Source organism: Pectobacterium peruviense, from assembly GCF_002847345.1.
Classification (GTDB): Bacteria; Pseudomonadota; Gammaproteobacteria; order Enterobacterales; family Enterobacteriaceae; genus Pectobacterium; species Pectobacterium peruviense.
In genome coordinates, this window is sequence record NZ_LXFV01000001.1 from 213,114 (window position 1) to 238,691 (window position 25,578).

At 50.0% G+C, this 25,578-nt stretch carries 25 protein-coding genes; 8 read left to right on the plus strand and 17 right to left on the minus strand.

Annotated features, from left to right (window positions below):
• Positions 1-71 precede the first annotated feature (71 nt).
• The 7 genes from A0G03_RS00980 to A0G03_RS01010 all read right to left on the minus strand — a co-directional run bounded on the left by A0G03_RS00980 (position 72) and on the right by A0G03_RS01010 (position 4,969).
• Entirely contained in the window at positions 72-971 is a 900-nt protein-coding gene (locus A0G03_RS00980; protein WP_048260248.1) for a tagatose-bisphosphate aldolase, read from the minus strand.
• A 36-nt stretch (positions 972-1,007) separates the two neighbouring features.
• Entirely contained in the window at positions 1,008-1,541 is a 534-nt protein-coding gene (locus A0G03_RS00985) for a P-loop nucleotide/nucleoside kinase family protein (protein WP_048260246.1), read from the minus strand.
• Positions 1,538-1,975: a PTS sugar transporter subunit IIA gene (locus A0G03_RS00990; RefSeq protein ID WP_048260244.1), complete on the minus strand. Its 438-nt coding sequence runs from the start codon at positions 1,973-1,975 to the stop codon at positions 1,538-1,540. Before A0G03_RS00990 ends, A0G03_RS00985 begins: the two co-directional genes overlap by 4 nt.
• Positions 1,976-1,981: 6 nt before the next feature.
• Positions 1,982-2,260 carry a hypothetical protein gene (locus tag A0G03_RS00995; RefSeq protein ID WP_048260241.1) on the minus strand — a complete coding sequence of 93 codons (279 nt, stop codon included), beginning with the start codon at positions 2,258-2,260 and terminating at the stop codon, positions 1,982-1,984.
• A 73-nt stretch (positions 2,261-2,333) separates the two neighbouring features.
• Complete coding sequence (locus A0G03_RS01000) at positions 2,334-3,671, minus strand: PTS sugar transporter subunit IIC (protein WP_039295716.1); 1,338 nt, start codon at positions 3,669-3,671, stop codon at positions 2,334-2,336.
• Between the two features lie 13 nt (positions 3,672-3,684).
• Positions 3,685-3,978 carry a PTS sugar transporter subunit IIB gene (locus A0G03_RS01005; RefSeq protein ID WP_048260239.1) on the minus strand — a complete coding sequence of 98 codons (294 nt, stop codon included), beginning with the start codon at positions 3,976-3,978 and terminating at the stop codon, positions 3,685-3,687.
• Positions 3,979-3,988: 10 nt separating this feature from the next.
• Positions 3,989-4,969, minus strand: coding sequence for a 6-phosphofructokinase (locus tag A0G03_RS01010; RefSeq protein ID WP_048260237.1), 981 nt, complete (start codon positions 4,967-4,969; stop codon positions 3,989-3,991).
• A gap of 743 nt (positions 4,970-5,712) precedes the next feature.
• On the opposite strand from A0G03_RS01010, the gene A0G03_RS01020 reads away from it, so the two are divergent.
• A complete protein-coding gene (locus tag A0G03_RS01020) occupies positions 5,713-6,966 on the plus strand; it encodes a D-amino acid dehydrogenase (protein ID WP_048260235.1) in 1,254 nt (417 codons plus the stop codon).
• A gap of 31 nt (positions 6,967-6,997) precedes the next feature.
• Here the strand turns inward: A0G03_RS01020 and A0G03_RS01025 are convergent, their stop codons facing one another.
• The 4 genes from A0G03_RS01025 to yeaG form a co-directional block, all read right to left on the minus strand.
• Entirely contained in the window at positions 6,998-8,197 is a 1,200-nt protein-coding gene (locus tag A0G03_RS01025; protein WP_048260233.1) for a multidrug effflux MFS transporter, read from the minus strand.
• 197 nt (positions 8,198-8,394) lie between these two features.
• A complete protein-coding gene (locus tag A0G03_RS01030) occupies positions 8,395-8,805 on the minus strand; it encodes a hemerythrin domain-containing protein (protein ID WP_048260231.1) in 411 nt (136 codons plus the stop codon).
• A gap of 145 nt (positions 8,806-8,950) precedes the next feature.
• The gene (locus tag A0G03_RS01035; protein ID WP_048260579.1) at positions 8,951-10,225 is read right to left on the minus strand and encodes a YeaH/YhbH family protein; all 1,275 of its coding nucleotides are present in this window, start codon (positions 10,223-10,225) and stop codon (positions 8,951-8,953) included.
• 36 nt (positions 10,226-10,261) lie between these two features.
• Positions 10,262-12,196 carry a protein kinase YeaG gene (gene yeaG, locus A0G03_RS01040; protein ID WP_005968768.1) on the minus strand — a complete coding sequence of 645 codons (1,935 nt, stop codon included), beginning with the start codon at positions 12,194-12,196 and terminating at the stop codon, positions 10,262-10,264.
• Between the two features lie 453 nt (positions 12,197-12,649).
• Between yeaG and A0G03_RS01045 the strand changes: the two genes are divergently transcribed.
• Positions 12,650-13,399 (plus strand): MipA/OmpV family protein, encoded by a 750-nt coding sequence (locus A0G03_RS01045; protein WP_048260230.1) that lies wholly within the window; start codon positions 12,650-12,652, stop codon positions 13,397-13,399.
• Between the two features lie 136 nt (positions 13,400-13,535).
• Positions 13,536-14,387: an aldo/keto reductase gene (locus tag A0G03_RS01050; RefSeq protein WP_048260227.1), complete on the plus strand. Its 852-nt coding sequence runs from the start codon at positions 13,536-13,538 to the stop codon at positions 14,385-14,387.
• Between the two features lie 61 nt (positions 14,388-14,448).
• On the opposite strand, the gene A0G03_RS01055 is transcribed toward A0G03_RS01050, so the two are convergent.
• Both A0G03_RS01055 and gapA read right to left on the minus strand, forming a co-directional pair.
• Entirely contained in the window at positions 14,449-15,318 is an 870-nt protein-coding gene (locus A0G03_RS01055) for a D-hexose-6-phosphate mutarotase (protein WP_011093902.1), read from the minus strand.
• Positions 15,319-15,425: 107 nt separating this feature from the next.
• On the minus strand, positions 15,426-16,421 hold the full coding sequence (gene gapA / locus A0G03_RS01060) for a glyceraldehyde-3-phosphate dehydrogenase (RefSeq protein WP_048260224.1): 996 nt from the start codon (positions 16,419-16,421) through the stop codon (positions 15,426-15,428).
• Between the two features lie 357 nt (positions 16,422-16,778).
• On the opposite strand from gapA, the gene msrB reads away from it, so the two are divergent.
• Entirely contained in the window at positions 16,779-17,198 is a 420-nt protein-coding gene (gene msrB / locus A0G03_RS01065; RefSeq protein ID WP_048260223.1) for a peptide-methionine (R)-S-oxide reductase MsrB, read from the plus strand.
• Positions 17,199-17,330: 132 nt separating this feature from the next.
• Positions 17,331-17,603: a YeaC family protein gene (locus A0G03_RS01070; protein WP_048260221.1), complete on the plus strand. Its 273-nt coding sequence runs from the start codon at positions 17,331-17,333 to the stop codon at positions 17,601-17,603.
• Between the two features lie 89 nt (positions 17,604-17,692).
• Here the strand turns inward: A0G03_RS01070 and pncA are convergent, their stop codons facing one another.
• The 3 genes from pncA to sppA all read right to left on the minus strand — a co-directional run bounded on the left by pncA (position 17,693) and on the right by sppA (position 21,335).
• Positions 17,693-18,340 (minus strand): bifunctional nicotinamidase/pyrazinamidase, encoded by a 648-nt coding sequence (gene pncA / locus A0G03_RS01075; RefSeq protein WP_048260218.1) that lies wholly within the window; start codon positions 18,338-18,340, stop codon positions 17,693-17,695.
• A 19-nt stretch (positions 18,341-18,359) separates the two neighbouring features.
• Complete coding sequence (gene ansA / locus A0G03_RS01080) at positions 18,360-19,379, minus strand: asparaginase (protein ID WP_048260214.1); 1,020 nt, start codon at positions 19,377-19,379, stop codon at positions 18,360-18,362.
• Positions 19,380-19,484: 105 nt separating this feature from the next.
• The gene (gene sppA, locus A0G03_RS01085; RefSeq protein ID WP_048260211.1) at positions 19,485-21,335 is read right to left on the minus strand and encodes a signal peptide peptidase SppA; all 1,851 of its coding nucleotides are present in this window, start codon (positions 21,333-21,335) and stop codon (positions 19,485-19,487) included.
• A 268-nt stretch (positions 21,336-21,603) separates the two neighbouring features.
• Here sppA and A0G03_RS01090 point away from each other — a divergent pair, with 268 nt between their 5' ends.
• The 3 genes from A0G03_RS01090 (at position 21,604) to A0G03_RS01100 (ending at position 24,461) form a co-directional block, all read left to right on the plus strand.
• Positions 21,604-22,155, plus strand: coding sequence for an NAD(P)H nitroreductase (locus A0G03_RS01090; RefSeq protein ID WP_048260207.1), 552 nt, complete (start codon positions 21,604-21,606; stop codon positions 22,153-22,155).
• Positions 22,156-22,251: 96 nt separating this feature from the next.
• Complete coding sequence (locus tag A0G03_RS01095; RefSeq protein ID WP_048260205.1) at positions 22,252-24,177, plus strand: DNA topoisomerase III; 1,926 nt, start codon at positions 22,252-22,254, stop codon at positions 24,175-24,177.
• Entirely contained in the window at positions 24,174-24,461 is a 288-nt protein-coding gene (locus A0G03_RS01100; RefSeq protein WP_048260202.1) for a YnjH family protein, read from the plus strand. Before A0G03_RS01095 ends, A0G03_RS01100 begins: the two co-directional genes overlap by 4 nt.
• Before the next feature lie 104 nt (positions 24,462-24,565).
• On the opposite strand, the gene xthA is transcribed toward A0G03_RS01100, so the two are convergent.
• Complete coding sequence (xthA, locus tag A0G03_RS01105) at positions 24,566-25,372, minus strand: exodeoxyribonuclease III (protein ID WP_048260199.1); 807 nt, start codon at positions 25,370-25,372, stop codon at positions 24,566-24,568.
• Positions 25,373-25,578 lie beyond the last annotated feature (206 nt).

The window sequence follows — 25,578 nt, forward strand, 5'->3', positions numbered from 1 at the left end:
AAGACGTGTGTTTGCGCTGTCTATCAATCGAGAAGTGCGCTCCCCTGAGAGAGCGCAACATTCCGACTGAACTAGGGGCGTTGGTACCGTTTTAACAGTGCCTGAATATCGTTAAGGCGGGAGACGGCAACCGTGGATAGCTTCTCTTTAGAAACGTTGCGATCGAGCGAGATGCAATCCTTCCACAGAGAACGACCGGCAATCACGCCAGAAGCGCCATTTTTCAACGCGCTCTCTACCTGAGGCAGAAAGGTGGCGTGATCGACTCCTGCAGACAGAACGGCCCAGGGTATTTCACCGCAGAGTGTGGTCACGCGCGCACAGGCTTCATCCGACCCAGGATAAGGAATCTTCAAGACTTTCGCGCCTTGATCGATACAGGCTTGACAGCCCGCCGGAATGAGTTCAGGCAGGAGGCGGGTGTAGGCGTCGCGAGATTCATTTTCCAGAGAATAGGTTAGGAACTCGACGACGAGCAGTAAATCCTCCTGCGCAAAATCCTGAATCACGGTACGGAGTGTTGCAAGGTTACGCGTATTGGCTTCTGGGATATCTGGGCGAAGGTAGATCATGATTTTTCCACCGGTGGCCCCCCATTCGCGCACTTTACGTGCCGTAACGCCCTCAACCATCGTGGAGATCCGGTAACCTTCCGGACTCGTTTCCCAGCCTGAAGCATCAAGACCGATGAGCAGGCCGATATCGCGAGGTAAAATATCTTCATCTATCAGACCCGGTATGGCGCAGATCGGGTCGACCAATACACAGCCCGCCTCAGCTGCCAGATAGCGAGTGATGTCATATTTTGTTTTTCCTAATGTTTCATTGGTAATCGCAGCCTGCGCATCAGAGGTCGGTGCTAATAACGTTCGCATACCGCCACGTTGATCGCAGGCAATAACCATCATCGCGCCCGTCGCGTTACAAATTAATTGATATCCCCGGTGCTCAGCTGTTGTCATGGTGTTCATGATAATTATCCTCATAAAATTAATGTAAATAAGCGATTAATCCAGGTGTGTTTTGATCCATTGAATTAATTCCTGATGATTAATTTCCTTATCCTGATCAACCGTGTAACACTTCCCAATGCACATTGGTTGTGCCTGATGTGCGAGTGAAGTTAATTCCGGGAGATACTCATCACCAGGATGACCCTTTATTCTTTCATTCATTCTGGCTTGATATCGTTCTGCCACCCGATCAGATGAGATGGCATTCCATATTTCAAGCGGGTGTTCGATATCACACGAGGTCAGATATTCCTGTAATATCGATTTTTCGCGAAAGCCGAACCAGGCATCAAGAATAAAAATACTATTATTAGGCGCTTGCCTAACGATGTTAAACATCGCCTGATACGCGGCGCATCCCAGTTTTCTATTTAACGCTCTATCGATAATGTCGCAGAACTGCATCATGAATGGCTCTTTTATTTCATCGAGGCTTAACCGTGGGAGATGCAATTCATCAGAAATAATACGCGCTACCGTGCTTTTCCCTGATGCAGGTATGCCATTTACTAAAATGATTTTTTTCATAATACCCCGACAATATCATCTGACGTGGTGGCACATCGAATCCGAGAGAGCATGTCATCCTGCTCCAATAGATTGATGATGGAGGCGATGCCTTCTGTGATATGAGCATCACTGTTAATGCCACCGAACATAATTAAAATATCTACCGGTTCACTTCCCTGAATAGAGAGTGGCGTGCGTAACGTCAATAAGCTGAAGCAATTCTCAATAACGCCACACTCAGGGCGTGCATGTGGAATAGCGATGCCTTCATCAAAAACATAATAAGGGCCGTATTCCTTCGTGCTTTCGATCACCGCAATGGGATAGTCTTCCGTAATACACCCTGCGTTGATTAATGGTTGTGCGGCACAATAAATAGCTTCTTCCCATGTTTCACATATCATGCCGAGTTGAATGCAATTGTGCTGCAAAAGGAAATTTCTTATGCTCATAAAGCCTCATATATTTTTCCGAATGGTGTTTCTGAGTTCATCGATCTGAATGAAAATAGTATCAACGCGATCCCGGTAATCAGGATGGGAAGAAAATAATTGAATGGCCTGGTTGTATTTAATCATTAACGTTTTTTGTGTTTCACTATGCGTCGGATCTTGTGCTAAACGAGATTCAAGCTCCGTTAATTCCTCCTCAATTTCCCTGACGCGATTGTCATTTGTATTATCACGGTGACCGGAAGACGGGGCAGGCGATAAAAAACGTTTGAGTAGAGAAAACATAGTGACTCCTTAGCAATTGACACAATTGACACAATGACATTAATGACGACAGGCCATACGACGTGTTTATGCGCTATTGCGATAGTTTACGATTCGCAATAAAGGCAATGGCTGCAACGAACGCGACAAATGCGGCGACAAATAACCAGTCCTGCTGGAAGGCGTGTCCTAATATCAGGCCAGTACCGATGACGTCAGAATCACTGAAGGTGACGCCGGTAAATCCGAAGACTTCCAGTAATGGCACCAGAATGGCAGGCAATAAGGTAATGAAAAGACCATGAACCACACCGCCGATAATAGCGCCGCGCCGTCCTCCCATGGCGTTACCGAAAATACCCGCCGTGCCGCCCGCAAAGAAGTTGGTCAGTAAACCTGGCAAAATCATCGCCAACCCAAACATCGGGAAAATCAGCATTCCCAGAATAGAACCGACGGTGGTGGCGAGGAAGCCAACAATCACGGCGTTGGGTGCATAAGGGAAGAGCACCGGGCAATCCAATGCGGGTTTAGCGTTAGGCACCAGGCGCATGGCGATACCTCGAAATGCGGGAACCAACTCATTAAGCAGCAGACGGACACCGCTGTAGAGAACGAAAACGCCCGCCACAAACTGCATGGACTGCATAAACGAATACATCAGATAGTTGACGCCGTTGGCATATTGCGCGATGTATTCCGGTCCCGCTGCCACGGCAGGGATGAGGTACATCGGTACCATAACGACGGCCATCGACAGGTAGGTATCCTGCAAGAATTTGAAGTTATCGGGCAGCGTTAAATCTTCTGTAGATTTGGAGTTTTTACCGACTAGCCGAGCGACGGCGGCCTGCACCAGATACCCGATGGTACAAAAATGCCCGAGCGCGACATCATCGGAATTCGTGATTTTACGGACAATCGGCTGTGCCAGCGCAGGCATTAGCACGGCCATAATGCCGCCAAATATGCCTCCGGTTAGGATCAGCGTCGCGCCGGTCAAGCCCGACTTATAGCCGATCACGGTACCGATTGTTGCCATCCACAGCAGAGCCTGTCCCGTCAGGAAGATATATTTAAAGGGGGTAATTCGTGCAATCAGGATGTTGACGGCAAAGATCACCATCAGCGTTAACGCGACTTCTGAGCCGAGTTCGCGGTTTGCCAATCCGGCGATGGCGGCGACATCGGTGATGTAGCCCTTCATACCGAAACCGTGGGTAAAGATACTGTTCAAATACGTCAGGGCATCGACGATGATGTTAATCCCCGCCATCATGATGAGGAACCCAAGCAGTGTCTTGAATGTCCCCTCTGCAATTTTCCCTACCGACTTCTTCTGTAAAATCAACCCGATCATGGCGATCAGCGCGATTAATATGGATGCCTGGCCTAATAAATCTTTCACAATGAAATTGATAACGGTGTTCATTTTTCACCTCATGCTATTTATGAGCCTGGATATACGCTAAAATTTTTTCTTCTATTTCATCTTTGTCGGTAAGTTTATTAAGAATGATGACCCTTTTTTTCTCATCTTCACTGGCATCGCTATTCAGAATGTCAGCAAATATTTTCTGGGTTAGGATGACGTCATAATTGAAGGCAGAGGCTTCTGAAATCGTGGTGTGATTGATTTCCGCATCAATGCCCAGCTTTTTTAGTACGGATATCGCACTCATTTCGATAGCGAAACTGGAGCCTAATCCACAGCCGCAAACGCAAAGTACTTTCAACATAATAATGGCCTCATATAAGATGATGAGTTTTCGCGAGCTTATAAAAGTGACTTTCGACATCAACCAAGCGTCGTTCAGAATCTTCCAGATCGATAGGGATCGCTTTGTTGTTATTATTGATAATGATAATTTTATTAGTCAGCCCAGCGTTAATGCACCGAACCATTTCTTCTGCTAACAGAGTGCCCTGAATAATTTCTTCCCCAGTGGGCGCGCCATTTCGTAAGCCGTATCCTAAAATAGTTTTTCGGATACGGATTCCAACCTTATGTTCGAGTTTCTTGATAATAGTATCGATAGCGCCCTGAAAACCGGGAGTGTATTCATGGGTGTAGCCTTCAGAGCATAAAATGATCACGCTATTTTGTTCTGCGATTTTATCCCGAATACATTGTGCTAACGCATCAATATCCCACGGTGATTCTGGAATGAGTGCGATATCAGCATTACTCTTTAATGCCGCCTGTAGTGTTAATTCACCACAATAGCCACCGAGTAATTCAATCATGAATACCCGACCTTGTAATCCACGGCCCGTATTACGCAATTTCTCTACTTCACTCATTACTTGTTCGCAGGCGGTGGAGAAACCAATCGTATAGCTATTTCCTGAGATATCATTATCAATCGTCATTCCTACGCCGTAGCAATGAATACCGTAGTGGCTTAATTTTTTTAGAAATTGAAATGATCCATCTCCTCCCGCCATAATGAGTGCGTCGAGTTTTTGTTTTTGGATGTTTTTAACAATTTTCTCGTAGTCTGTTTTTCTACACTTTCCGGTTTTTCTCCCTGATGTAATCAAGGGCATTGATGCGAGTGAATAATCCACCAGATCGCGGCGAGTGAGGGCTTTACAGCAGTTATCGATAAGGCCATTAATTCCACCATCGAAAATGACGATGTCAGAGGCAGTCATTCTATTCACCTGAAAGATGAAGTTATTTATTCCGCTAACGTCGCCGCCGCTAATGACTAATCCAATTTTCATCGTCGCCCTCTAAAAATATGAATAACCATCGTGTGAACACAATGTTATTAAATTGATGAAGTGTTTTTTTGATGAATGTCGCAAATTTGTATTTAACTATGCTGAGACTTGGCTTGACAGTGATGTCGCTGGTTCTATTGCTGTGATGGTTATCACGATTTAAAAATAAGCAGTCTGACTAACTTATTAATTAGTTTGAGATTTAACATTTTCATCTTTTTTATTTCTTCGGTTCTTTTCTGTTAAAAAATGAATACATATTTTGTGAATGATTTCACAGTTATTTCGTTACGATCTCAATGATGAATCGAAGAGAGAAAAATATACCCTAAATAATTCGAGTTTCAGGACAAAACGTTAGCGTTTTGAACAGCGCTTGCGCTGGCCCCGAAGGGGGTGAAGCCATAAGGCTGAATAACGCGGCAAGGGAAGAAATCCCGATGAGATTACTCAGGTAAGTGATTCGGGTGAGTGACAAACCTGCCAAAGGCAGGTTTGAACGCTGCTTGCAGCGGCTCCCACGGAGCGAGACACACGTGTGTGTCGAGTAACGCAGCCAACGCACATGTAACTTGAAGTATGACGGGTATAAAGAAATGTTCTCGCTGAGACGAGTGACAATTCCCTCCCAAATGCTAGAGTAGTCTTCAGTTTTACCTTTTAACTAGTGTTTTATTCCATTAAATAAGCATTTTTCCAGCAGATTAGACGGTCTTTAACGGAAAGGAAGGGAGAGCGGTAGCATGCGGGTTGTAATTCTGGGAAGTGGCGTAGTTGGTGTAAGTACCGCCTGGTATCTTGCGCAGGAAGGGCATGATGTTACCGTTATCGACAGGCAGCCGGAGCCTGCGTTAGAAACCAGCGCCGGGAATGCCGGACAGATTTCCCCCGGCTATGCCGCACCGTGGGCTGCACCGGGAATACCGCTAAAAGCGATAAAATGGATGTTTCAGCGCCATGCGCCGCTGGCCATTCGGCCAGACTTCACGGCCACACAGCTTTGCTGGATGTGGCAAATGTTGCTCAATTGCGATGCCCGCCACTATAAAACTAATAAAGCACGAATGGTGCGTCTGGCTGAATACAGCCGTGATTGCCTACAGCAGCTGCGGCGAGATACAGATATCCAGTACGAAGGTCGACAAGGTGGAACGCTGCAACTGTTCCGCACCGAACAGCAATATGACAATGCGACACGAGATATCGCTGTACTCGAAGAGGCTGGGGTACCGTATCAATTGTTGGCTCGCCATGAGCTTGTCTCCGTCGAACCCGCATTGGCGAATGTAGTCGGGAAGCTAACCGGCGGACTGCGTTTGCCGCATGATGAGACGGGCGATTGCCAACTGTTCACCCGCCAATTGGCGGCGATGGCTGCTGATGCTGGCGTCACCTTTAAACTGGGGCGTAACGTCCGTCAACTACGGGTCGAAGGGCAGAACGTCACAGGTGTGCAGTGCGACGACGGTATGATCGTGGCAGATGCCTATGTGATGGCTTGCGGTTCCTATTCAACAGGGCTATTGCGGCAGTGGTTCGATATTCCGGTTTATCCGCTGAAAGGCTATTCACTGACGATTCCTCTGGCGGATGACGCCTCAGCACCGGCGTCTACCGTGTTGGATGAAACGTATAAAGTGGCGATTACGCGTTTTGACAATCGCATTCGCGTTGGTGGCATGGCAGAAGTGGTGGGCTTCAACACCGATCTGAATCCCAAGCGTCGAGAAACGTTGGAAATGGTGGTGCGCGATCTGTATCCCCATTGTGGGCCGATTGAGCAAGCGACATTCTGGACAGGACTGCGTCCGATGACGCCAGACGGCACGCCGCTGGTGGGGCGCTCACCGCTGAAAAACCTGTATCTGAATACCGGTCACGGCACATTAGGTTGGACGATGGCCTGCGGGTCGGGGAAATTGCTGGCGGATATTCTGTCGGATAAATCACCGGAGATTGAAGCCGATGATTTATCCGTGTCTCGCTATACTCGTTAGAGTATCTGTATTCTGCATTCGGTGTTTTGAATTAGCTGCGGGGCAGCGACGTAATGCTGCTCTTGTGGTGACGCGTGAGCAGACGGGCGCGTATCGCCAACAGGGCTGCACAGAGCATAACCAGCGCCAGTGATATTTTTGACGGCAGAGGAATGGCCATCGCACCCAGTCCCAACGCCGCACCGCCTGCCATCTGCACAAAGCCTACCATCGCCGATGCAATACCCGCTTCATTGGAATAAGGCTCCAGCGCATAGCTGGTGGACGGCCCGATCAAAAATGCCAAGCCCGCACAGGCCAGTGCGACGGGCAACATGTAGGTTGGCCAAGTATCTTGCATCGCTTCGGGTAAGAGCGCGACACCGGCAAGCAGCGAAAGAAAACCCGCCCCCATCAGCAGGCTACCGATAGCCAGACAACGTGGCCGACCGACTTTACGGATAATACGATTCGCGAAGAAGCTGACCAGCATGATCCAAAAACCGTTCGCGCCGAAGGCAATAGAAAACTCAAGCGGCGTGAGTTGCGCCTGATTCATTAACACCACGGGGGAAAAGGTGACGTAGGTTAACGCCATCCCCATCGCGCCTGTATTGACTGATGCGAACCCCAGAAAGTGGCGATCGGATAAAAGGCGAGCATATTGGCGCAGCGGCAAACCGTGCACAGGTAAGGTTGAATCTGGGCGTGTTTCTGGCAGAAAGCGGATAACGAGTGCCAGCACCAAAACACTGTAACCAGCAAGGAACCAGAAGGGCGCACGCCAGCCGAAGGCTTCGGCCAAAAGCCCGCCTAATAGCGGTGCCAGCGCGGGTACAATGTTCAGCGTGCCGTTAAGAAAGCCATAGGTTCTGGCAGCATCATCGCCGTTCAGTTTGTCACGCACGCTGCTGAAAATGGCAACGGCGGTGCAGCACACGGCGATGCCCTGAAAAAGACGTGAGAGGATGAACAGTGTGGCGCTGGTGGCCAGTGCGCCCATGATCGCGCCGATGATGTAGATCACCACGCCAGCGAGCGCCATTGGACGGCGGCCATATTTATCTACCAGCGGTCCGGCCAGAAGTTGGCCTAATCCCATAACCAGAATAAAGAGGGCGACGGTGGACTGAATCAGCGATTCCGGGCTGTTCAGCGCCACGGCAATGGCGGGAATAAGCGGTAAATAGATGTCAATGCCCAGAGGGCCGAGTAGAACCAGAGTCAGTAAAATCAGAACAAATCGTTGCATAACAATACAGAAATCTATGTTTTATGGGTTCGACAGGGTAATGCGCACACTGGCGGAAAGGAAGTGTTATCTTTGTGACGGTGTCACAAGTATGTGACAGGAATGTGTTTACGAGATCGAATGCGGGCAGTTATTAACAGGGCGGAGCGTCGTTTATCAGAGGCTCTCCGCCCTTTAGTCAGGCGTGTTTAATGCACTCAGGCCGTTTCAATGCGAGGATAAAAATCATGATTCTCGCGCTGCATGCGTTCATAGACCTTACGCAATACGTGATTGGCGTCAGCTCGGAAATCGCGGTCGTGACCAATCAACTGTGAGGCCGTATTCCAGCGTCGGGAAAATGCATCGTAATCTGCGGCAATGGTCTGCATTTCGTTCTGATAATGCTGGCTCATTTTCGTTAATTGTTCATCACCACTGCGCTGAAGAGAAGGGTAAAGCACGCGATCTTCTGCCGAAAGATGCAGTTTGATGGTTGAGCTCATGGCAACAATGGCGCGAGCGATATCAGTGGCGTTCTCCGTCACGCCTTCCCGCGACAGGCGGCGTAGGGTATCAATACTATCGAGGATTGCGGTGTGCTGGTGTTTGAATTTATCAATATTCATGAGCGATTCTCTGTGCAGGTATAATGCCATCTATAATACATGTATTTTAAATGCATGTTTATGGAAAAGTGCCTAGAGAGAAGAGATTAGCCAGCTAACTGTTAATTATTAACAACTAACAGATAACTGGCTAATTGAGGTGTGCTCAATGTCCTACGGTTTGTTTACGGAAGAGTTCACGGAAGACAGGGTAGATATCATCCTGATCGCGAATATGCTGCATGGCGAAGTTGTCGAACGTATCGCGCAGCGTTTCATATTCACGCCAGAGCGTCTGGTGTGAACGTCGGGTGATTTCAATATAACTGTAGTAACGCACCATCGGCAGAAGCTTACTCGCCAGAATCTGATGACACAGCGGCGAATCATCAGCCCAGTTATCGCCATCCGATGCCTGTGCCGCGTAGATATTCCACTGTGATGGATCGTAACGCTCGCGCACCACTTCCTCCATCAGCTTTAACGCACTGGAGACAATGGTCCCGCCGGTTTCCTGAGAGTAGAAGAACTCCTGTTCATCGACCTCTTTGGCCTGCGTGTGGTGGCGAATATAGACAACGTCGACGTTTTTGTAATTTCTGCTGAGGAACAGGTACAGCAGAATATAAAAGCGTTTCGCCATGTCTTTCGTCGCCTGATCCATGGAACCGGACACGTCCATCAAACAGAACATCACGGCCTGACTCGATGGTTCGGCCCGGCGCTCGTAGTTCTTGTAGCGCAGGTCAAACGTATCGATAAAAGGCACGCGTGCGATTTTCTGGCGCAGTTCAGCGATGTCTTGCCGTAACCGTTCCTCTTCCAGCAATTGTGCCGGTTCGGTGTGCGCCAACTGTTCTAACGATTCTTCCAACTCATGCAGCGTACGGCGTTTCCCCGCTGTCATCGCCATACGGCGCGCCAGCGAATTTTGCAGCGAACGCACCACGCTGATATTGGCAGGAACGCCGTTAGCGGTGTACCCAGCACGGTGCGTTTTGTACTCGTTCATCTGTCGATGCTGCGTCTTCTTCAGATTCGGCAGTGCCAGATCTTCAAACAGCAGGTCCAGATATTCGTCTTTGGAGATCTGAAAGACAAACTCATCATCGCCTTCGCCGTCTTTACTGGCGTCACCCTGACCGGAGCCACTGCCGCCACCTCCTTGTGGCCGCTCGATTTTGTCGTTCTGTACGAAGTGATCGTTACCTGGGTGGACGCGATGGCGGTGGCCTCCGCGCCCCTGATGGAACATCGGTTCATTGATGTCTGCATTGGGGATCGAGACTGACTCCCCGCTTTCGATGTCGGTCACCGAACGCTTATTAATGGCCTCGGAAATCGACTGTTTTATTTGCGACTTATAGCGGCGCAGAAAGCGTTGGCGGTTCACCGTGCTTTTGTTTTTGCCGTTCAGCCGTCGATCAATAAAATAGGCCATGTTTCCCCCAAACGCTGTTGCCAGCATCGTGCATCATTATGATGATTTCCTCACCCGCAGATACCATTCGCACAGCAAACGAACCTGCTTCCGGGTGTAGCCTTTCTCCATCATGCGATCGACGAAGTCATCATGTTTTTTCTGCTCATCCGTTGAGGTTTTGGTGTTAAACGAAATCACAGGCAGCAACTCTTCCGTGTTGGAGAACATCTTCTTCTCGATAACCGTGCGCAGTTTCTCGTAGCTGGTCCAGTTTGGGTTGCGGCCGCTATTGCTGGCGCGGGCGCGCAGAACGAAGTTGACGATCTCGTTACGGAAGTCTTTAGGGTTACTGATGCCCGCAGGCTTCTCGATTTTTTCCAACTCGGCGTTCAGCGATTCACGGTCAAACAGCTGTCCCGTATCTGGGTCACGGTACTCCTGATCCTGAATCCAGAAATCCGCATAGGTAACATAACGGTCAAAAATGTTCTGTCCGTATTCGGAATAGGATTCGAGATAGGCAGTCTGGATCTCTTTACCGATAAATTCGGCGTATTTCGGCGTCAGATAGCCTTTCAGGTGCTCCAGATACTTCTCTGCCAGCTCCTGCGGGAACTGCTCGCGTTCGATCTGCTGTTCCAGTACGTAAAACAGATGTACCGGGTTGGCGGCGACTTCGCTGTGATCGAAGTTGAAGACGCGTGACAGAATCTTAAAGGCGAAGCGGGTCGACAGACCGTTCATCCCTTCATCCACGCCCGCGTAGTCACGATACTCCTGATAGGATTTGGCCTTCGGGTCGGTATCTTTCAGGCTTTCCCCGTCGTAAACCCGCATCTTGGAGTAGATGCTGGAGTTTTCAGGATCTTTCAGGCGCGACAGAATGGAGAAGCGAGCCAGCGTTTCCAGCGTGCCAGGTGCGCAAGGCGCATGCGTCAGCTCACTGTGATCCAGCAGCTTGTCGTAGATTTTGACCTCTTCGGACACACGCAGGCAGTACGGCACCTTCACGATATATACGCGGTCGAGGAACGCTTCATTGTTCTTGTTGTTACGGAACTGCACCCACTCAGATTCGTTGGAGTGCGCCAGAATAATCCCGTTGAACGGCAGGGCAGCAATGCCTTCCGTCCCGTTATAGTTGCCTTCCTGTGTGGCGGTCAGCAGCGGATGGAGCACCTTGATGGGTGCTTTGAACATCTCGACGAACTCCATAATGCCTTGGTTCGCGCGGCACAATGCACCGGAGTAGCCGTAGGCATCGGGATCGTTCTGGGCAAAATGCTCCAGCTTACGGATATCGACTTTACCGACCAGCGCTGAAATGTCTTGGTTGTTTTCATCGCCCGGCTCGGTTTTCGCGATCCCGATTTGCGCCAGAATCGATGGCCACACTTTGACGACTCTGAATTTGGAAATATCGCCACCGAAATCCTGTAGGCGTTTGGCCGCCCACGGCGACATGATCGTGCCGAGATAACGTCGCGGAATCGTATACTCTTTCTCGAGTATTGCGGCATCTTCCTGCGGATTGAACAGGCAGAGCGGATGATCATTGACTGGGCTGCGTTCGCCGTTGGCGCTGAGGATGTAAATGGGCACGCGCTGCATCAGCGCTTTCAGGCGTTCAGCCAGAGAAGATTTCCCGCCGCCGACTGGCCCCAATAGATACAGAATCTGTTTCTTCTCTTCCAAACCCTGTGCTGCATGTTTTAGGTAAGAGACAATCTGCTCGATAGCCTCTTCCATACCGTAAAATTCTTCAAAAGCAGGGTAGCGAGCAATCACCCGGTTAGAGAATAGGCGCGACATTCGTGATTCTTGGGCGGTATCCACCATTACAGGCTCACCGATAGCCGTTAACAATCGTTCAGCCGCGTTTGCATAAGCGTTGCGATCCTGCTGACAGATGGTAAGGAATTCCTGCAGAGTGAACTCTTCGTCCTTGGCAGCGTCGTAGCGCTGGCGGTAGTGATCAAATATGTTCATAGCGATGCCCGTCCTTCGTCGATTAGCACAGATTAAGAGAGCGTGTGGAATATATGCCTATTAATGTATTGCCCTCCGAAAGAAGAAGTCTTTGAGTCCAGCAACCCTTATGCCAACTTGTAGCCTCAGGGCGTCGTAATTTTATTCATACCTGCTGGTCAGTAAGACGTCACCTTCTGTATTAAAGCGTAGTTTGCATCCGTAAAATTTCCTCTAGTCCACAGACGTATTTTTAAGATATTTCAATGACTCACTTTCAGGAAAATCCGTGTAACATTACCGTTAATAGGCTCTCAGCCTTAAGAACACTGCCTATTACCGACGTTAGCGCACGTAAAACCTATCGAATATATCGGTTATTCGTTAATGTTATTTTTATATAACCTGAACGCGAACGTGTGTAATTGGCTATCATGTTTCATGATGTTTATCTGTAATAGGAAATAGAAAACTGTGAAAAAACCTCAACTATGTGTGCTGGCCGCGCTGATTTCTGGTGCTGTGGTCCTGCCTTCAGCCTATGCCGCCGATGTTTCTCTGGGCCTCGGCGCTGCGGGCTCAACGTCCGTGTACCGTGGTGTTGATAATGATGTTTATCCGCTTCCTGTACTGAATTATGAAAGTGAAAGTTTTTATTTCCGCGGGCTGGGTGGTGGATACTACCTGTGGAATGACGGCGCAAATCGTTTCTCTTTAACGGCTTACTACCTGCCTTTAGGCTTTAAGCCAGGAGATAGCGACGATCAGCGTATGAAGCAGTTGGACAAACGCCGCGGTACGCTAATGGCGGGCGCGGCTTATCGTCATACTGCTGACTGGGGTGAAATTCGTACCGTGTTGGCAGGCGATACGCTGGATTACAGCAACGGCTTCGCGTGGGATACCGCTTACCTTTACCGTTTCTCAATGGGCGATCTGAGCATCACCCCTGGTATCGGTGCAACCTGGTTCAGTGAAAACATGAACCAGTATTACTACGGCGTGAGTGCGCAAGAATCTTCGCGTTCTGGCTTTAACCAATACAGCCCTGGTGATGGCTGGGCTCCGTATCTTGAACTGAGCGCAGGCTATCAGATTAACGAAAGCTGGAGCGCCTGGGCGGTCGGCCGTTACACGCGTTTGTCTGACGAAATGAAAGACAGCCCTATCGTTGATAGTAATCACAGCATCTTAATGAGCGCAGGCGTCAGCTATCGCTTCTAACGCTTTTCGTTAGCATGGTGCATCTGCCGTACAATAATGGGGTGATATCACCCCATTTGCACGTTTATGGTGCGCCGAATGCCATGTTAGGTTGACGGTAAACACGTTGCGTTGACGGAAAACAAGGGAAAGATTCATGACAAAAGCGATTCATTTTCCAGATGATACCCGCGTACCGGCAATCGGGCAGGGAACGTGGTACATGGGCGAAGATGCCCGAATGAAAGCGCAGGAAGTGACCGCGCTGCAAGCGGGCATCGACCTTGGATTAACGTTGATTGATACCGCTGAAATGTACGCAGAAGGCAGGGCGGAAGATGTTGTCGGGGAAGCGATACGTGGCCGTCGCGATAGCGTTTATCTGGTATCAAAAGTCTACCCGCACAATGCGGGAGGCGAAAAAGCGATACAGGCATGTGAACGTAGTCTGAAGCGACTGAAAACCGAGCATATTGATTTGTATCTGCTGCACTGGCGCGGCGGTATCCCGCTAGTTGATACGATTGCAGCGATGGAACGGTTGCAGCAGGCTGGTAAAATTGGTCAGTGGGGCGTATCCAATCTCGATCTTGAAGATATGCAGGAGCTATGGTCGCTAAGCGGCGGGCAGCGCTGCATGACCAATCAGGTGCTGTACCATGTGGCATCACGCGGTATTGAGTTTGATTTGTTGCCGTGGTGTCAGCAACAGCAGCTTCCCGTAATGGCGTATTGCCCGCTGGCGCAGGCGGGGCGGTTGCGTGATGGATTATTCTCACATCCAGTGGTGAATCGCATTGCGCACGAACACAATATTACGCCAGCTCAACTTTTATTGGCATGGGTCATCCGTCAGCCGGGCGTGATCGCGATTCCAAAAGCAAGTGCTGTAAAGCATGTTCAGGAAAATGCGAAAGCGCTGAACGTGTTGTTGTCTACGGAGGATCTCACGCAGCTAGATCAGGCGTTTCCACCGCCAACGCGTAAACAACATTTGGATGTGGTGTGACGAAAGGATTTAGAAGAAGAGTGTATGGCGAACAGCGTCGCCATACACGGTATAGCAGTGGTTATTTCTTGATGCGGATAACCGTCGTCAGACGAGCCGGAGCGTTGTCGGACGCTACAAACGGTTGGTTAATTCGCGCTGTTTCCACGCACACGAACGTTTTATATCCCTCATCCGGCATATCGCTAATCGTACGAGAAAGCTCTGCACCGGGGTTCCATGACACTACATCGCTATGGTGTGTATGGTGGACTTCAATGGCGCGTTTCAGTACTGCATCATGCACCACGCTAGTGTCCTGCGGCTTGGTATAGATACGGTCTGTACGATCGGTAAAGACCAGATCGCCTTGCTGCGTTGCCAGCTTGCCTTGATCGACCTTATCAATGAATGGTTCACCCAGACCGGCAATGCGAATATCGCTGATGTTGCCGATGTTGAAATAGGTGTGCAGCGCGCTGGTAATGCTGTAATCGCCATGCGCTTCCAGTTCAATACCGCACTCCTTGCCCAGCTTGAAGCGGGCGATGAGTGTGAATTCATGCGGCCAGCTCTTACGCGTTTCTTCGTTATCGCGCAGCGTGAACGTGAGCTGTACGCCGTGCTCATCTTCGCTGTGAGCGGTAAATTCCCACGGCAGCAGACGGGCAAAACCGTGGTTAGGCTCGGCGAAAGGCCCAAACCAAGGGAAACAGATAGGGACACCGCCACGGATAGCAACGTGATGAGTAAACGGTGTATTGTCGCTCAGCCAAAGCACTGGCTCTTCGTTTGTCGGCTGCCAACTGAGCAGGTGCGCCCCTTGTAGTGCTACTGCTGCGCGAACTTCAGGATGATCAACGACGATGATGGGTAATTGGTCCAACTGACGCTGGCTGAGGGTTGCGCTAATTTGCTTAGTGACGGGGAGTGAGAAAATTGTGTTATGCATGATAGAGCCTTTTTTTGATTGTTTTTCGTTGTAAAAAGAAATCTGCAATTAACAATAAAAAAGGGCGACATCACGTCGCCCTTTTTTCACCGAATCATCGCTGACGCTTATTTAGAAATGTGAGCGATCAGATCCAGAACCTTGTTTGAGTAACCAGTTTCGTTATCGTACCAAGAAACCAGTTTCACAAAGTTATCGCTCAGTGCGATACCGGCTTTAGCATCAAACACGGAAGTCAGTTTTTCACCGTTGAAATCGGTAGAAACCACTTCGTCTTCGGTGTAACCCAGAACGCCTTTCAGCTCGCCTTCAGAAGCGGCTTTGATTGCTGCACAGATTTCTTTGTAAGAAGCTGGTTTTTCCAGACGTGCAGTCAGGTCAACAACAGAAACGTTCGGGGTAGGAACGCGGAACGCCATACCAGTCAGTTTGCCGTTCAGCTCAGGGATAACTTTACCTACAGCTTTAGCTGCACCGGTAGAAGATGGGATGATGTTCTGTGCTGCGCCGCGGCCGCCGCGCCAGTCTTTGTGAGACGGGCCATCAACGGTTTTCTGCGTTGCAGTCGTTGCGTGAACGGTGGTCATCAGTGCTTCAACGATACCGAAGTTGTCGTTGATGACTTTTGCCAGTGGAGCCAAGCAGTTAGTGGTGCAAGAAGCGTTAGAAACGATTTCTTGGCCAGCGTAAGTTTTGTGGTTTACGCCCATAACGAACATTGGGGTGTCATCTTTAGATGGACCAGTCAGAACGACTTTCTTCGCACCAGCAGCGATGTGTTTACGTGCAGTGTCGTCAGTCAGGAACAGGCCAGTTGCTTCAGCAACAACGTCCACGTTGACTTCGTTCCACTTCAGGTTTGCAGGATCGCGCTCTGCGGTAACACGAATGGTTTTGCCGTTAACAACCAGGTGGCCATCTTTAACTTCAACGGTGCCGTTGAAACGACCATGAGTAGAGTCGTACTTCAGCATATACGCCATGTATTCAGCGTCTAACAGGTCGTTGATTGCAACGATCTCGATGTCAGAACGTTCTTGTGCAGCGCGGAAAACAATACGGCCGATACGGCCAAAACCGTTGATACCTACTTTGATAGTCATATATTCCACCAGCTATTGGTTTGTGAATAGAAAATTTGTGAATAAAAGGTTGGTTGTAAAATTACAAAAACCTTGCTGAGCGTCAAGCGGAATCGTGTCAATAGTTGCTGTAAGTCAAACCTATGACCAAACTTTGTGCGAAAACCGCTCGACCCTGTAACTAAGTAACATCTAAGACTGATATGAGGGCGGAATGCATCATATAAAGCCTGTGTTATCCCGATATGTGACGTGTGTCACAATTAAATATTCGTGCTAATAACATTCATAATATTAGGCCAAAACGGCCTGTTAGGTTGTTAATTTTTTGTTATAATCAATGATTAATTGAATAGCTAACACCGCTGTGAGACTTCCATGACTAACGACTCTGCTTCGCATACCCCATCCGACAATACTGAAATGACAGAGATGCAGCGCTATGTCACCCAGCAACGCGGTACCGAGCCTGCGTTTTCAGGCAAATTGCTGCATAACAAGCGTACAGGTGCTTATCACTGCCTGTGCTGCCAGGCTCCGCTGTTTTATTCCGACAGCAAATATGATTCTGGCTGTGGCTGGCCGAGCTTCGACCAGCCCGTCTCCTCAGAGGCGATTCGCTATCTGGAGGATGAGTCACACAACATGCGCCGTATTGAGATCCGCTGCGGGCAGTGTGATGCGCATCTGGGGCACGTTTTCCCTGATGGCCCGAAAACTACTGGCGAACGCTACTGCGTGAATTCTGCTTCGCTGAGCTTTATCGACGACGTTGATGGCGAACGCGTTGACGGGTAATCTGTCTGCGATAAGTGCGATGACTATAAGCTAGATGATATCTTGCTTTAAACGATTCAGCTACTAAAGATCGCTGTCAATACAGGAATCCAGTAATAATAAACCTGATCTTTCTCGGAGCAGAAACCGGATATGGAACTCAATGATCTGATCGACGTCATGACGCCAGAGATTTATCAGCGGTTAGTCACGGCGGTAGAGCTGGGCAAATGGCCAGACGGTGTCGCGTTGACGGCTGAACAGAAAGAAAACTGCCTGCAAATGGTGATGATGTGGCAGGCTCGTCATAACGAACAGGCTGAGCACATGACGATTGGCACTAATGGTGAAATCGTGATGAAGAGCAAGCAGGAACTGAAGCGCCAGTTTAACGGTTCTGATGCGATTGTTACGCTTAAACCCTAGTTGCTCTTAAACTCAATGACTCTTACATCTGCCTGCTCACAGGTTACCCTGAACCCGACGGCTGCCGTCATTTTAGGCTGTGAGTGGCGCTAGCTGACTGACGAGAGTGTGGTAAGAAACCGCGACATGTCTGTAAGCGTAGCTCCACGCTGCACCATTTCTTGCAATGCGGATTCACTGTCGCTTGGCGAAAGATTAACGCCACGACAGCCATCCACCAAGACTTCGGTGTGATAGCCCAGAGCAATCGCATCCAATACGCTGAACTTGACGCAATAATCGGTCGCCAGCCCCAGAATAGTCAAATGGGTGATGTGATTGGCGTGTAGCCACGCATCCAATTCGGTTTTAACCCGATGCCCGTTATCGAAAAAAGCGCTATAGCTGTCGATTTCCGGCTGGGTTCCTTTTTGTACGATCCACTGAATGGCCGATTGATTTAGTGCGGGATGAAAATCAGCCCCGGTGGTTCCCTGCACGCAGTGAACGGGCCACCAGATCTGCGGCCACCCGTTTAACTCACCGATTTCTCCGACCTTGGTATTCGCATTCACGGCAAAACTGCCGTGGTTAGCCGGGTGCCAATCCTGACTGGCAATCACCGCGACGCCAGCGGCCACGCAGGCTTCAATGGCACGGTTAGCAACCTCAATGACGCTGTCGCCTTCGTTAACGGCCAATGCGCCATAGGGACAAAAATCATTTTGTAAATCAACTAATAGCAATGCTTTTTTCATTACCTACTCCGTGATTAACTCAATCTTTATCGCTCAATTCCCCATGCAGATTTTGCTGCATCAACTGGCGAATGTCATCTGCGCTTAAATCTTGTTGGCTCAATAAATAGTGTAGTTTGGTCAACGCGGCCTCAACGGTCATGTCAAACCCACTAATCACCCCCGCATGCGCCAGCGCATTGCCTGTCGCATAGCCGCCCATATTCACACGCCCGGAAATACACTGAGTCAGATTAACGACTACAATGCCGCGTGCGGAGGCTTCACGCAATTCGTGCAGCAGCCCAGGGCTTTGCGGCGCGTTGCCAACGCCATAGGAACGCAAAATCAGCGCCTTCACGGGCTGACGGAGAAAATTGCTGATGACATCGGCAGAAATGCCGGGGTAAATCGTAATCACTCCGATAGGTTGCGGCGTAATGTGATGGACTTTCAGCGGTGGACAGTTGCTGCATTCTACGGTGGGTGCCAACCGACGAATATGGATACCGGCTTCCAGCAGCGGTGGATAGTTGGGGGAGGCAAAGGCATCAAAACCATCTGCATGGGCTTTGGTCGTGCGGTTGCCGCGTAGCAGTTTGTTATTGAAGAAGAGGGCGACTTCATTAATCGGATGATTAGCGGCAACGTATAGCGCGTTTAGCAGGTTTGTCTGGCCGTCTGAGCGCAATTCCGCTAACGGAATTTGTGACCCTGTCACGATCACTGGCTTGGCAAGATTTTCCAGCATGAATGAGAGCGCGGATGCGGTGAACGCCATCGTGTCAGTGCCATGCAGAATCACGAAGCCGTCATAATCATCGTAGTGGGCTTGAATGTCGTCCGCGATGGATTGCCAATCTGCTGGCGTCATGTCGGATGAGTCGATCAGCGGTGCGTATTCATTAATCGTGAATGACGGCATCTCTTCGCGGTGGAATTCGGGCATTTTTGCCAGTTGCTGCTGTAAATGACCGGATACCGGCACATAGCCATTGGCGGAACGCTGCATACCGATGGTGCCGCCTGTATAGGCGACATAAATGGATTTCTTTTGCATGGTGGTGTGAGTCAGGATTAAAAATCAAGTATAGAGGGAAAAACAGCCCGACAATATCATCATAAGCAATGACTATTACCGGGCTATTTGAGACTTATGTAAACGCTACCGGACTTCTCCGCAGGTGAGACAAAATGCATATCGGTTCTGCGGGTCGTTCAGGTTATTCATGATGGACGGCTGTGAGCGCACGACTTCCGCCAACTGTGCGACTGGTGCTGGCAGCATGGACTGAACAGCAACCGGCAGCAGGGCATAAACAGAGGCGTTCACCTGATTCAACATGGTATCGAGCAGACCCGGCTGTTCGGCATACCAGTTCAATTGATATTGCCCCAGTTTTGCCAGTTCAGCGGCTTTCTTCACGGCATCATCAAAATCACCGATCTGATCGACCAGACCATTTTCTTTCGCATCGCTACCGACCCAGACGTGTCCTTGCGCGATTTCATTGATTTGCTCTGGCGTTTTCTTACGTGCCTGCGCCACGATATCGATGAAGTTCTTATAACCACGTTCGATACTCAACTGCATCATCTGCGAGAATTCAGGCGGCAGTGATTTAGTAATCGACAGATCGGCCAGCGGTGAGGTGGCAACGCCATCCGTGTGGACGCCAAGGTTTTCCAGCGAATCTTCGAACGTGGTAATCACGCCAAAAATACCGATAGATCCTGTTAGCGTACTGGCGCTGGAGATGATCGTGTTCGCCGGCGTTGATATCCAGTAGCCGCCCGATGCCGCCATACCGCCCATGGATACCACGATCGGTTTACCCGCCAGACGGAGTGCCATCAGTTCTGAGCGAATCAGTTCCGATGCCGTGACGCTACCGCCAGGGCTATTGACGCGCAGTACCAGCGCTTTCACTTTAGGATCGAGGCGTGCGGCACGAATTTGTGCAGCCGTAGTATCACCACCGACCATTCCTGGCGTTTCCGGTCCGTCAATGATGGCGCCATTGGCAAAGACAACCGCAATCTGGTTGTTATTTTGCACAGGCGGTTTGACGACATAGTCGTAAATGCTGACGAAATTAAAGTTGTTCTTCTGGCTATTCCAGCCGAACGTTTTCACCAGCGATTGTTCAGTCACGGAACGTGATGCCACTTCATCGACCAGCTTGTTATCCAGCGCATAGCGTGCGGTGTCACCCTGAACGGCCTGCAAACCCGCAATAATGTTGGTTGCACCAGGGAAGAGCTGCTGAGGCGTAATCTGACGGTTAGCGGAAACCGTATTTAAATACTGCTGCCACAGCGCGTTGATCCAACGGCCATCTGCATCACGCGCAGCAGGCGACATATCATCACGTAGATACGGTTCAACGGCTGATTTATAGGTTCCCACACGGAAGACATTGGTGGTCACTTTCAGCTTGTCGAGCATGGATTTGAAGTAGAGGTTGTTGGTCGCGAAACCGTGCAGATCAACACTGCCTTGTGGCGTCAATGACACCGTGTTGGCAAAACTGGCCAAATAGTATTGAGACTGGTTGTAGCTGTCACCAACGGCATAAATGGGTTTACCACTATCACGAAATTCACGCAGCGCCTTGCCAATATATTGCAGAGACGGCTGATCGGCACCGGTAAAATCGCTGAGATCCAGCACCATTCCGGTAATATTGTCGTCGCCTTTTGCCTGCCGAATGGTGTCGACGATATCAAACAGTGAGTTTTCCTGGCGGCGATTATTCGACGCGCCGAAGAATTCGCGCCCTAATTGACGCAGCTTATTGTTGACGGTCGGCTGATCAACCACCACGCCCGTCAGATCGACCAGCAGAGCCCCCTTCGAGGCCTCTTCCGGCGTCGTTTTTACCTGTGAGTAGATCCCAACGCCAACTAAAATCAGCGCGATAAGGAAAATATTGAGAATAAATTCTCTGATAAAATTAAGCAGACGCCATGTCCACTTAAAAAATCCGCTAAAAATTCGCCACAATGTGCGCATGATATCTCCATGAACGGGTAAACAGCGTGTGCCCTACGTCCTTCAACTCGCCTTCTGGCAAGTGGTGAAGCACAAGGAGTGATAGTATCCTAATGAGCGGACAGTAAAAAGTCAGCATTAAATCACCGTGGTAGCGCGCCCTGTCGGGGTTATCTTGTAACAAAACTTCTACTTGTGCTAACGTGGCGCGCAACGTTGCCGTACCGCTGTTTCTTCCTGAGAAATGGGTTGTGCCGCAGAAATTATATTGCCAGACAGGAGATGTGCGATGGATGCTCTTGAATTGCTATTGAATCGTCGTTCGGCCTCGCGCCTGACCGCGCCAGCACCGACAGGTGACGCATTGAATAACATTATCCACGCCGGTATGCGTGCACCGGATCATGGGGCGATGCAGCCGTGGCGCTTTTTTATGATCGAAAATGAGGGTCTGGATCGTTTTAGTACATTACTGACCCGTGCTGCACAGCAAGAAGGGCTGGACGAGGCAGGTATAGATAAAGCACGTCAGGCTCCTTATCGCGCCCCGCTGATCATCACCGTTGTCGCGCATTGTGAAGATAGCCCGAAAGTCCCGCTCTGGGAGCAAATTGTCTCCGCAGGCTGTGCGGTTCAGGCGATGCAGATGGCGGCATTGGCGCAAGGCTTTAATGGCATCTGGCGTAGCGGTGCCTGGACGCACAATACTCTGGTGCGTGAAGCATTCAACTGCCGCGAACAGGATGAAATTGTCGGTTTCCTCTATCTTGGGACACCACAGTTGAAAGCATCGACCACGGTCACGCCGCTTGATACCGACGCGTTTGTTCACTACTTCTGATCGCCGTCTTTTGAATAATATCGATTTCCCACCCGTTTTACAGCGTGCTTTCCCGCGAGTTGCGCGGGAAATGCCCAGTCTGCTTGATGGTGAATAATGCGACTTTTTATTGCCGAAAAGCCCAGTCTTGCGCGGGCGATTGCAGACGTGTTACCCAAACCGCATCGACGCGGCGATGGCTTTATTGCTTGCGGCCAGCATGATGTCGTGACGTGGTGCGTAGGGCACCTGCTGGAGCAGGCGCAGCCAGATGTTTATGATGCGCGCTACGCCCGCTGGTCTCTCGCCGACCTACCTATCATTCCTCAAAAATGGCTGTTACAACCGAGACCATCGGTCAGCAAGCAGTTGAACGCGATAAAGAAACTCCTGAATGATGCCAGCGAAGTGATTCATGCGGGAGACCCCGATCGTGAAGGACAGCTGCTGGTTGATGAAGTACTGGAATATCTTTCCCTACCGGAAGAGAAGCGTCAGCAGGTACGTCGTTGCCTGATTAACGATCTCAATCCACAGGCAGTAGAGCGTGCCGTTTCTCGCTTGCGTGAGAACAGAGAGTTCATTCCTTTGTGCGTTTCGGCATTGGCGCGTTCCCGTGCCGACTGGCTCTACGGCATTAACATGACCCGAGCCTATACGATATTAGGGCGCAACGCTGGCTATGATGGCGTGCTGTCGGTTGGCCGAGTGCAAACGCCGGTGCTGGGGCTGGTGGTACGACGAGATGAAGAGATAGAAAACTTCGTTTCCAAAGATTACTTTGAAGTTAAAGCCCACATCGTGACGCCAGCCGATGAACGCTTTGTTGCTATCTGGCAGCCCAGCGAATCCTGCGAGCCTTATCAGGATGAAGAAGGGCGCCTACTGCACCGTTCTCTAGCGGATCACGTCGTTAAACGAATCGAAGGTCAGCCTGCGTTCGTCACCAGCTATAATGATAAGCGGGAATCGGAAACGGCACCGCTGCCTTATTCGCTCTCGACGCTACAGATTGAAGCCGCGAAGCGTTTCGGGCTGAGTGCGCAGCAGGTGCTGGACGTGTGTCAGAAGTTGTATGAAACCCATAAGCTGATCACGTACCCACGTTCTGACAGTCGCTATCTGCCAGAAGAACATTTTGCCGGACGTCATGCTGTCTTGAATGCGATCGCCGTGCACCAGCCTGACCTCTTGCCACAGCCAGTTATGGATATCGATCGGCGCAACCGCTGCTGGGACGATGGCAAGGTTGATGCTCACCACGCGATTATTCCCACTGCTCGCAGTGCAAGTGCTTCGCTGACAGAGAATGAACGCAAGGTGTATGGTTTAGTCGCGCGGCAGTACATCATGCAATTCTGCCCGGACGCCGTGTTTCGTAAATGTGTTATTGAATTGGATATTGCGGGCGGTAAATTTATTGCCAAAGCACGATTCCTGGCCGAAGCCGGTTGGCGAACGCTGTTAGGCGGCAAAGAGCGAGATGAAGAGAACGAAGGCATGCCGTTGCCCGTGGTGGCAAAGGGTGATGAATTACTGTGTGAACGCGGTGAGGTTGTTGAGCGTCAAACTCAGCCGCCACGACCTTTTACCGATGCGACGCTGTTATCAGCGATGACGGGGATCGCACGCTTTGTGCAGGATAAAGAATTAAAGAAAATCCTGCGGGCGACCGATGGTTTAGGCACGGAGGCGACGCGTGCAGGTATCATCGAGCTCTTGTTTAAGCGGACATTTCTGTTTAAAAAAGCGCGCTATATTCACGCGAGTGAAGCGGGGCGAGCATTAATTCACTCGTTGCCTGCGAGTGCGGCGCATCCTGATATGACCGCACATTGGGAAGCCACGTTGACGCAGATTAGCGAGAAAAAATGTCGCTATCAGGATTTTATGCAACCGCTGACGAATTCCTTACAGGATCTGATTCAGCAAGCGAAACAAAACGGTGCGGTTAGAGCGTTCAAAGGGCTTTCTGCGCCGCCGTCGGGTGCCTCAAAACGGCGCAAGCCTCAGGCTAAAAAAGCGAAGGAGCAGGATCAATGAAATCGTTAGTGTCTTTGTGTTTCGTCAGTGTGATGCTGGTGCTGCCCACACTGGCGCAGGCTAATCGCGGCGGAACGGATATTGTCGTTCCTGTTCCACCAGAAGTGTGGGGAGCCGGAACGACGGTTCGTGAGCAAAGCAATAGTTGTCTGCGCTGCTGTGTGTATGAAAACCGTAATTATTCTGAAGGTGCGGTAGTAAAGGTCGAAGGGGTGATTCTGCAATGCGTGCGGGACAAGCAAACGCTGGGAACGAATAACCTGATATGGCAGTTGATTAAGTAGTAACCGTGAATCAAGAAAATATTACATTCGGCACGACTGTTGGTATTAATCACCGCTGTGGCTTTGATGCCCAGCGGTGATGTCATTTTTACCACTCACTCTTTTTAAAGCGTAAATTCCGCCCAGATTGGCGCATGGTCGGAAGGTTTCTCCATTCCACGAATAGCGTAATCAATACCAGTGGCGATACAGCGTTCAGCCAGGAAGGTACTGGCGAGAATGAGATCGATACGCAGACCGCGGTTGTCATCAAATCCAGAAGAGCGATAGTCAAACCAGGAGAAACGATCGTTGTTCTCTGGATTGGCAGCTCGGAAGGTGTCGATGAGCCCCCAACCTTGTAAACGCGCCATCCATTCACGTTCTTCCGGTAAGAAGGAGCATTTGCCGGTGCGTAGCCAGCGCTTGCGGTTATCTTCACCTATGCCGATATCCAGATCGGTAGGGCTGATATTCACATCCCCCATCACAATCAGCGGCTGTGTCGCACTATGGTGCTGTTCCAGATAAGTTTGCAGATCCTGATAGAAACGTGTCTTAGCGGGGAATTTTATCGGATGGTCGCGGCTTTCTCCTTGAGGAAAATACCCGTTTACTACTGTAAGCGTGCCATGCTCGGTGGCGAAGTCCGCCATGATGATCCGACGTTGTGCATCCTCTTCATCCGTTGGGAAACCGCGACGGACTGCAAGAGGCTTTTCTTTACACAGCAGAGCAACACCGTAGTGACCTTTCTGTCCATGATAATAAACGTGGTAGCCGTACTTGCTGACATCCTCTAACGGAAACATGTCGTCGTGGACTTTCGTTTCCTGCAACCCGATCACATCCGGTTGGTGTTGTTCGATAATGGCGGCCAACTGATGAGGGCGCGCCCGCAGGCCATTGATATTAAAAGATACAACTTTCATGTTCGCTGCCATTCGCTAAAAAATGTGACCAGATGGTAGCAGAAAATGGCGCGTGGCGTCACGGCGAGGCTGCGCTTTCGGACTGAGTTGATAGGCTTATTGCTATGGCTTTACTGACGGGTGAGGCAGATAAAATCGTTGAAAATAAGATTCACTTATATTCAGTTGAACACGAGGCTTATCGACCGTTATACTCCGCACCTCGC

Excerpts from the sequence above, each read along its gene's own strand:
- A0G03_RS00980 (WP_048260248.1), bottom strand. The coding sequence starts at position 971 with ATGAACACCATGACAACAGCTGAGCACCGGGGATATCAATTAATTTGT.
- A0G03_RS00985 (WP_048260246.1), bottom strand. The coding sequence starts at position 1,541 with ATGAAAAAAATCATTTTAGTAAATGGCATACCTGCATCAGGGAAAAGC.
- A0G03_RS00990 (WP_048260244.1), bottom strand. The coding sequence starts at position 1,975 with ATGAGCATAAGAAATTTCCTTTTGCAGCACAATTGCATTCAACTCGGC.
- A0G03_RS00995 (WP_048260241.1), bottom strand. The coding sequence starts at position 2,260 with ATGTTTTCTCTACTCAAACGTTTTTTATCGCCTGCCCCGTCTTCCGGT.
- A0G03_RS01000 (WP_039295716.1), bottom strand. The coding sequence starts at position 3,671 with ATGAACACCGTTATCAATTTCATTGTGAAAGATTTATTAGGCCAGGCA.
- A0G03_RS01005 (WP_048260239.1), bottom strand. The coding sequence starts at position 3,978 with ATGTTGAAAGTACTTTGCGTTTGCGGCTGTGGATTAGGCTCCAGTTTC.
- A0G03_RS01010 (WP_048260237.1), bottom strand. The coding sequence starts at position 4,969 with ATGAAAATTGGATTAGTCATTAGCGGCGGCGACGTTAGCGGAATAAAT.
- A0G03_RS01020 (WP_048260235.1), top strand. The coding sequence starts at position 5,713 with ATGCGGGTTGTAATTCTGGGAAGTGGCGTAGTTGGTGTAAGTACCGCC.
- A0G03_RS01025 (WP_048260233.1), bottom strand. The coding sequence starts at position 8,197 with ATGCAACGATTTGTTCTGATTTTACTGACTCTGGTTCTACTCGGCCCT.
- A0G03_RS01030 (WP_048260231.1), bottom strand. The coding sequence starts at position 8,805 with ATGAATATTGATAAATTCAAACACCAGCACACCGCAATCCTCGATAGT.
- A0G03_RS01035 (WP_048260579.1), bottom strand. The coding sequence starts at position 10,225 with ATGGCCTATTTTATTGATCGACGGCTGAACGGCAAAAACAAAAGCACG.
- yeaG (WP_005968768.1), bottom strand. The coding sequence starts at position 12,196 with ATGAACATATTTGATCACTACCGCCAGCGCTACGACGCTGCCAAGGAC.
- A0G03_RS01050 (WP_048260227.1), top strand. The coding sequence starts at position 13,536 with ATGACAAAAGCGATTCATTTTCCAGATGATACCCGCGTACCGGCAATC.
- A0G03_RS01055 (WP_011093902.1), bottom strand. The coding sequence starts at position 15,318 with ATGCATAACACAATTTTCTCACTCCCCGTCACTAAGCAAATTAGCGCA.
- gapA (WP_048260224.1), bottom strand. The coding sequence starts at position 16,421 with ATGACTATCAAAGTAGGTATCAACGGTTTTGGCCGTATCGGCCGTATT.
- msrB (WP_048260223.1), top strand. The coding sequence starts at position 16,779 with ATGACTAACGACTCTGCTTCGCATACCCCATCCGACAATACTGAAATG.
- A0G03_RS01070 (WP_048260221.1), top strand. The coding sequence starts at position 17,331 with ATGGAACTCAATGATCTGATCGACGTCATGACGCCAGAGATTTATCAG.
- pncA (WP_048260218.1), bottom strand. The coding sequence starts at position 18,340 with ATGAAAAAAGCATTGCTATTAGTTGATTTACAAAATGATTTTTGTCCC.
- ansA (WP_048260214.1), bottom strand. The coding sequence starts at position 19,379 with ATGCAAAAGAAATCCATTTATGTCGCCTATACAGGCGGCACCATCGGT.
- sppA (WP_048260211.1), bottom strand. The coding sequence starts at position 21,335 with ATGCGCACATTGTGGCGAATTTTTAGCGGATTTTTTAAGTGGACATGG.
- A0G03_RS01090 (WP_048260207.1), top strand. The coding sequence starts at position 21,604 with ATGGATGCTCTTGAATTGCTATTGAATCGTCGTTCGGCCTCGCGCCTG.
- A0G03_RS01095 (WP_048260205.1), top strand. The coding sequence starts at position 22,252 with ATGCGACTTTTTATTGCCGAAAAGCCCAGTCTTGCGCGGGCGATTGCA.
- A0G03_RS01100 (WP_048260202.1), top strand. The coding sequence starts at position 24,174 with ATGAAATCGTTAGTGTCTTTGTGTTTCGTCAGTGTGATGCTGGTGCTG.
- xthA (WP_048260199.1), bottom strand. The coding sequence starts at position 25,372 with ATGAAAGTTGTATCTTTTAATATCAATGGCCTGCGGGCGCGCCCTCAT.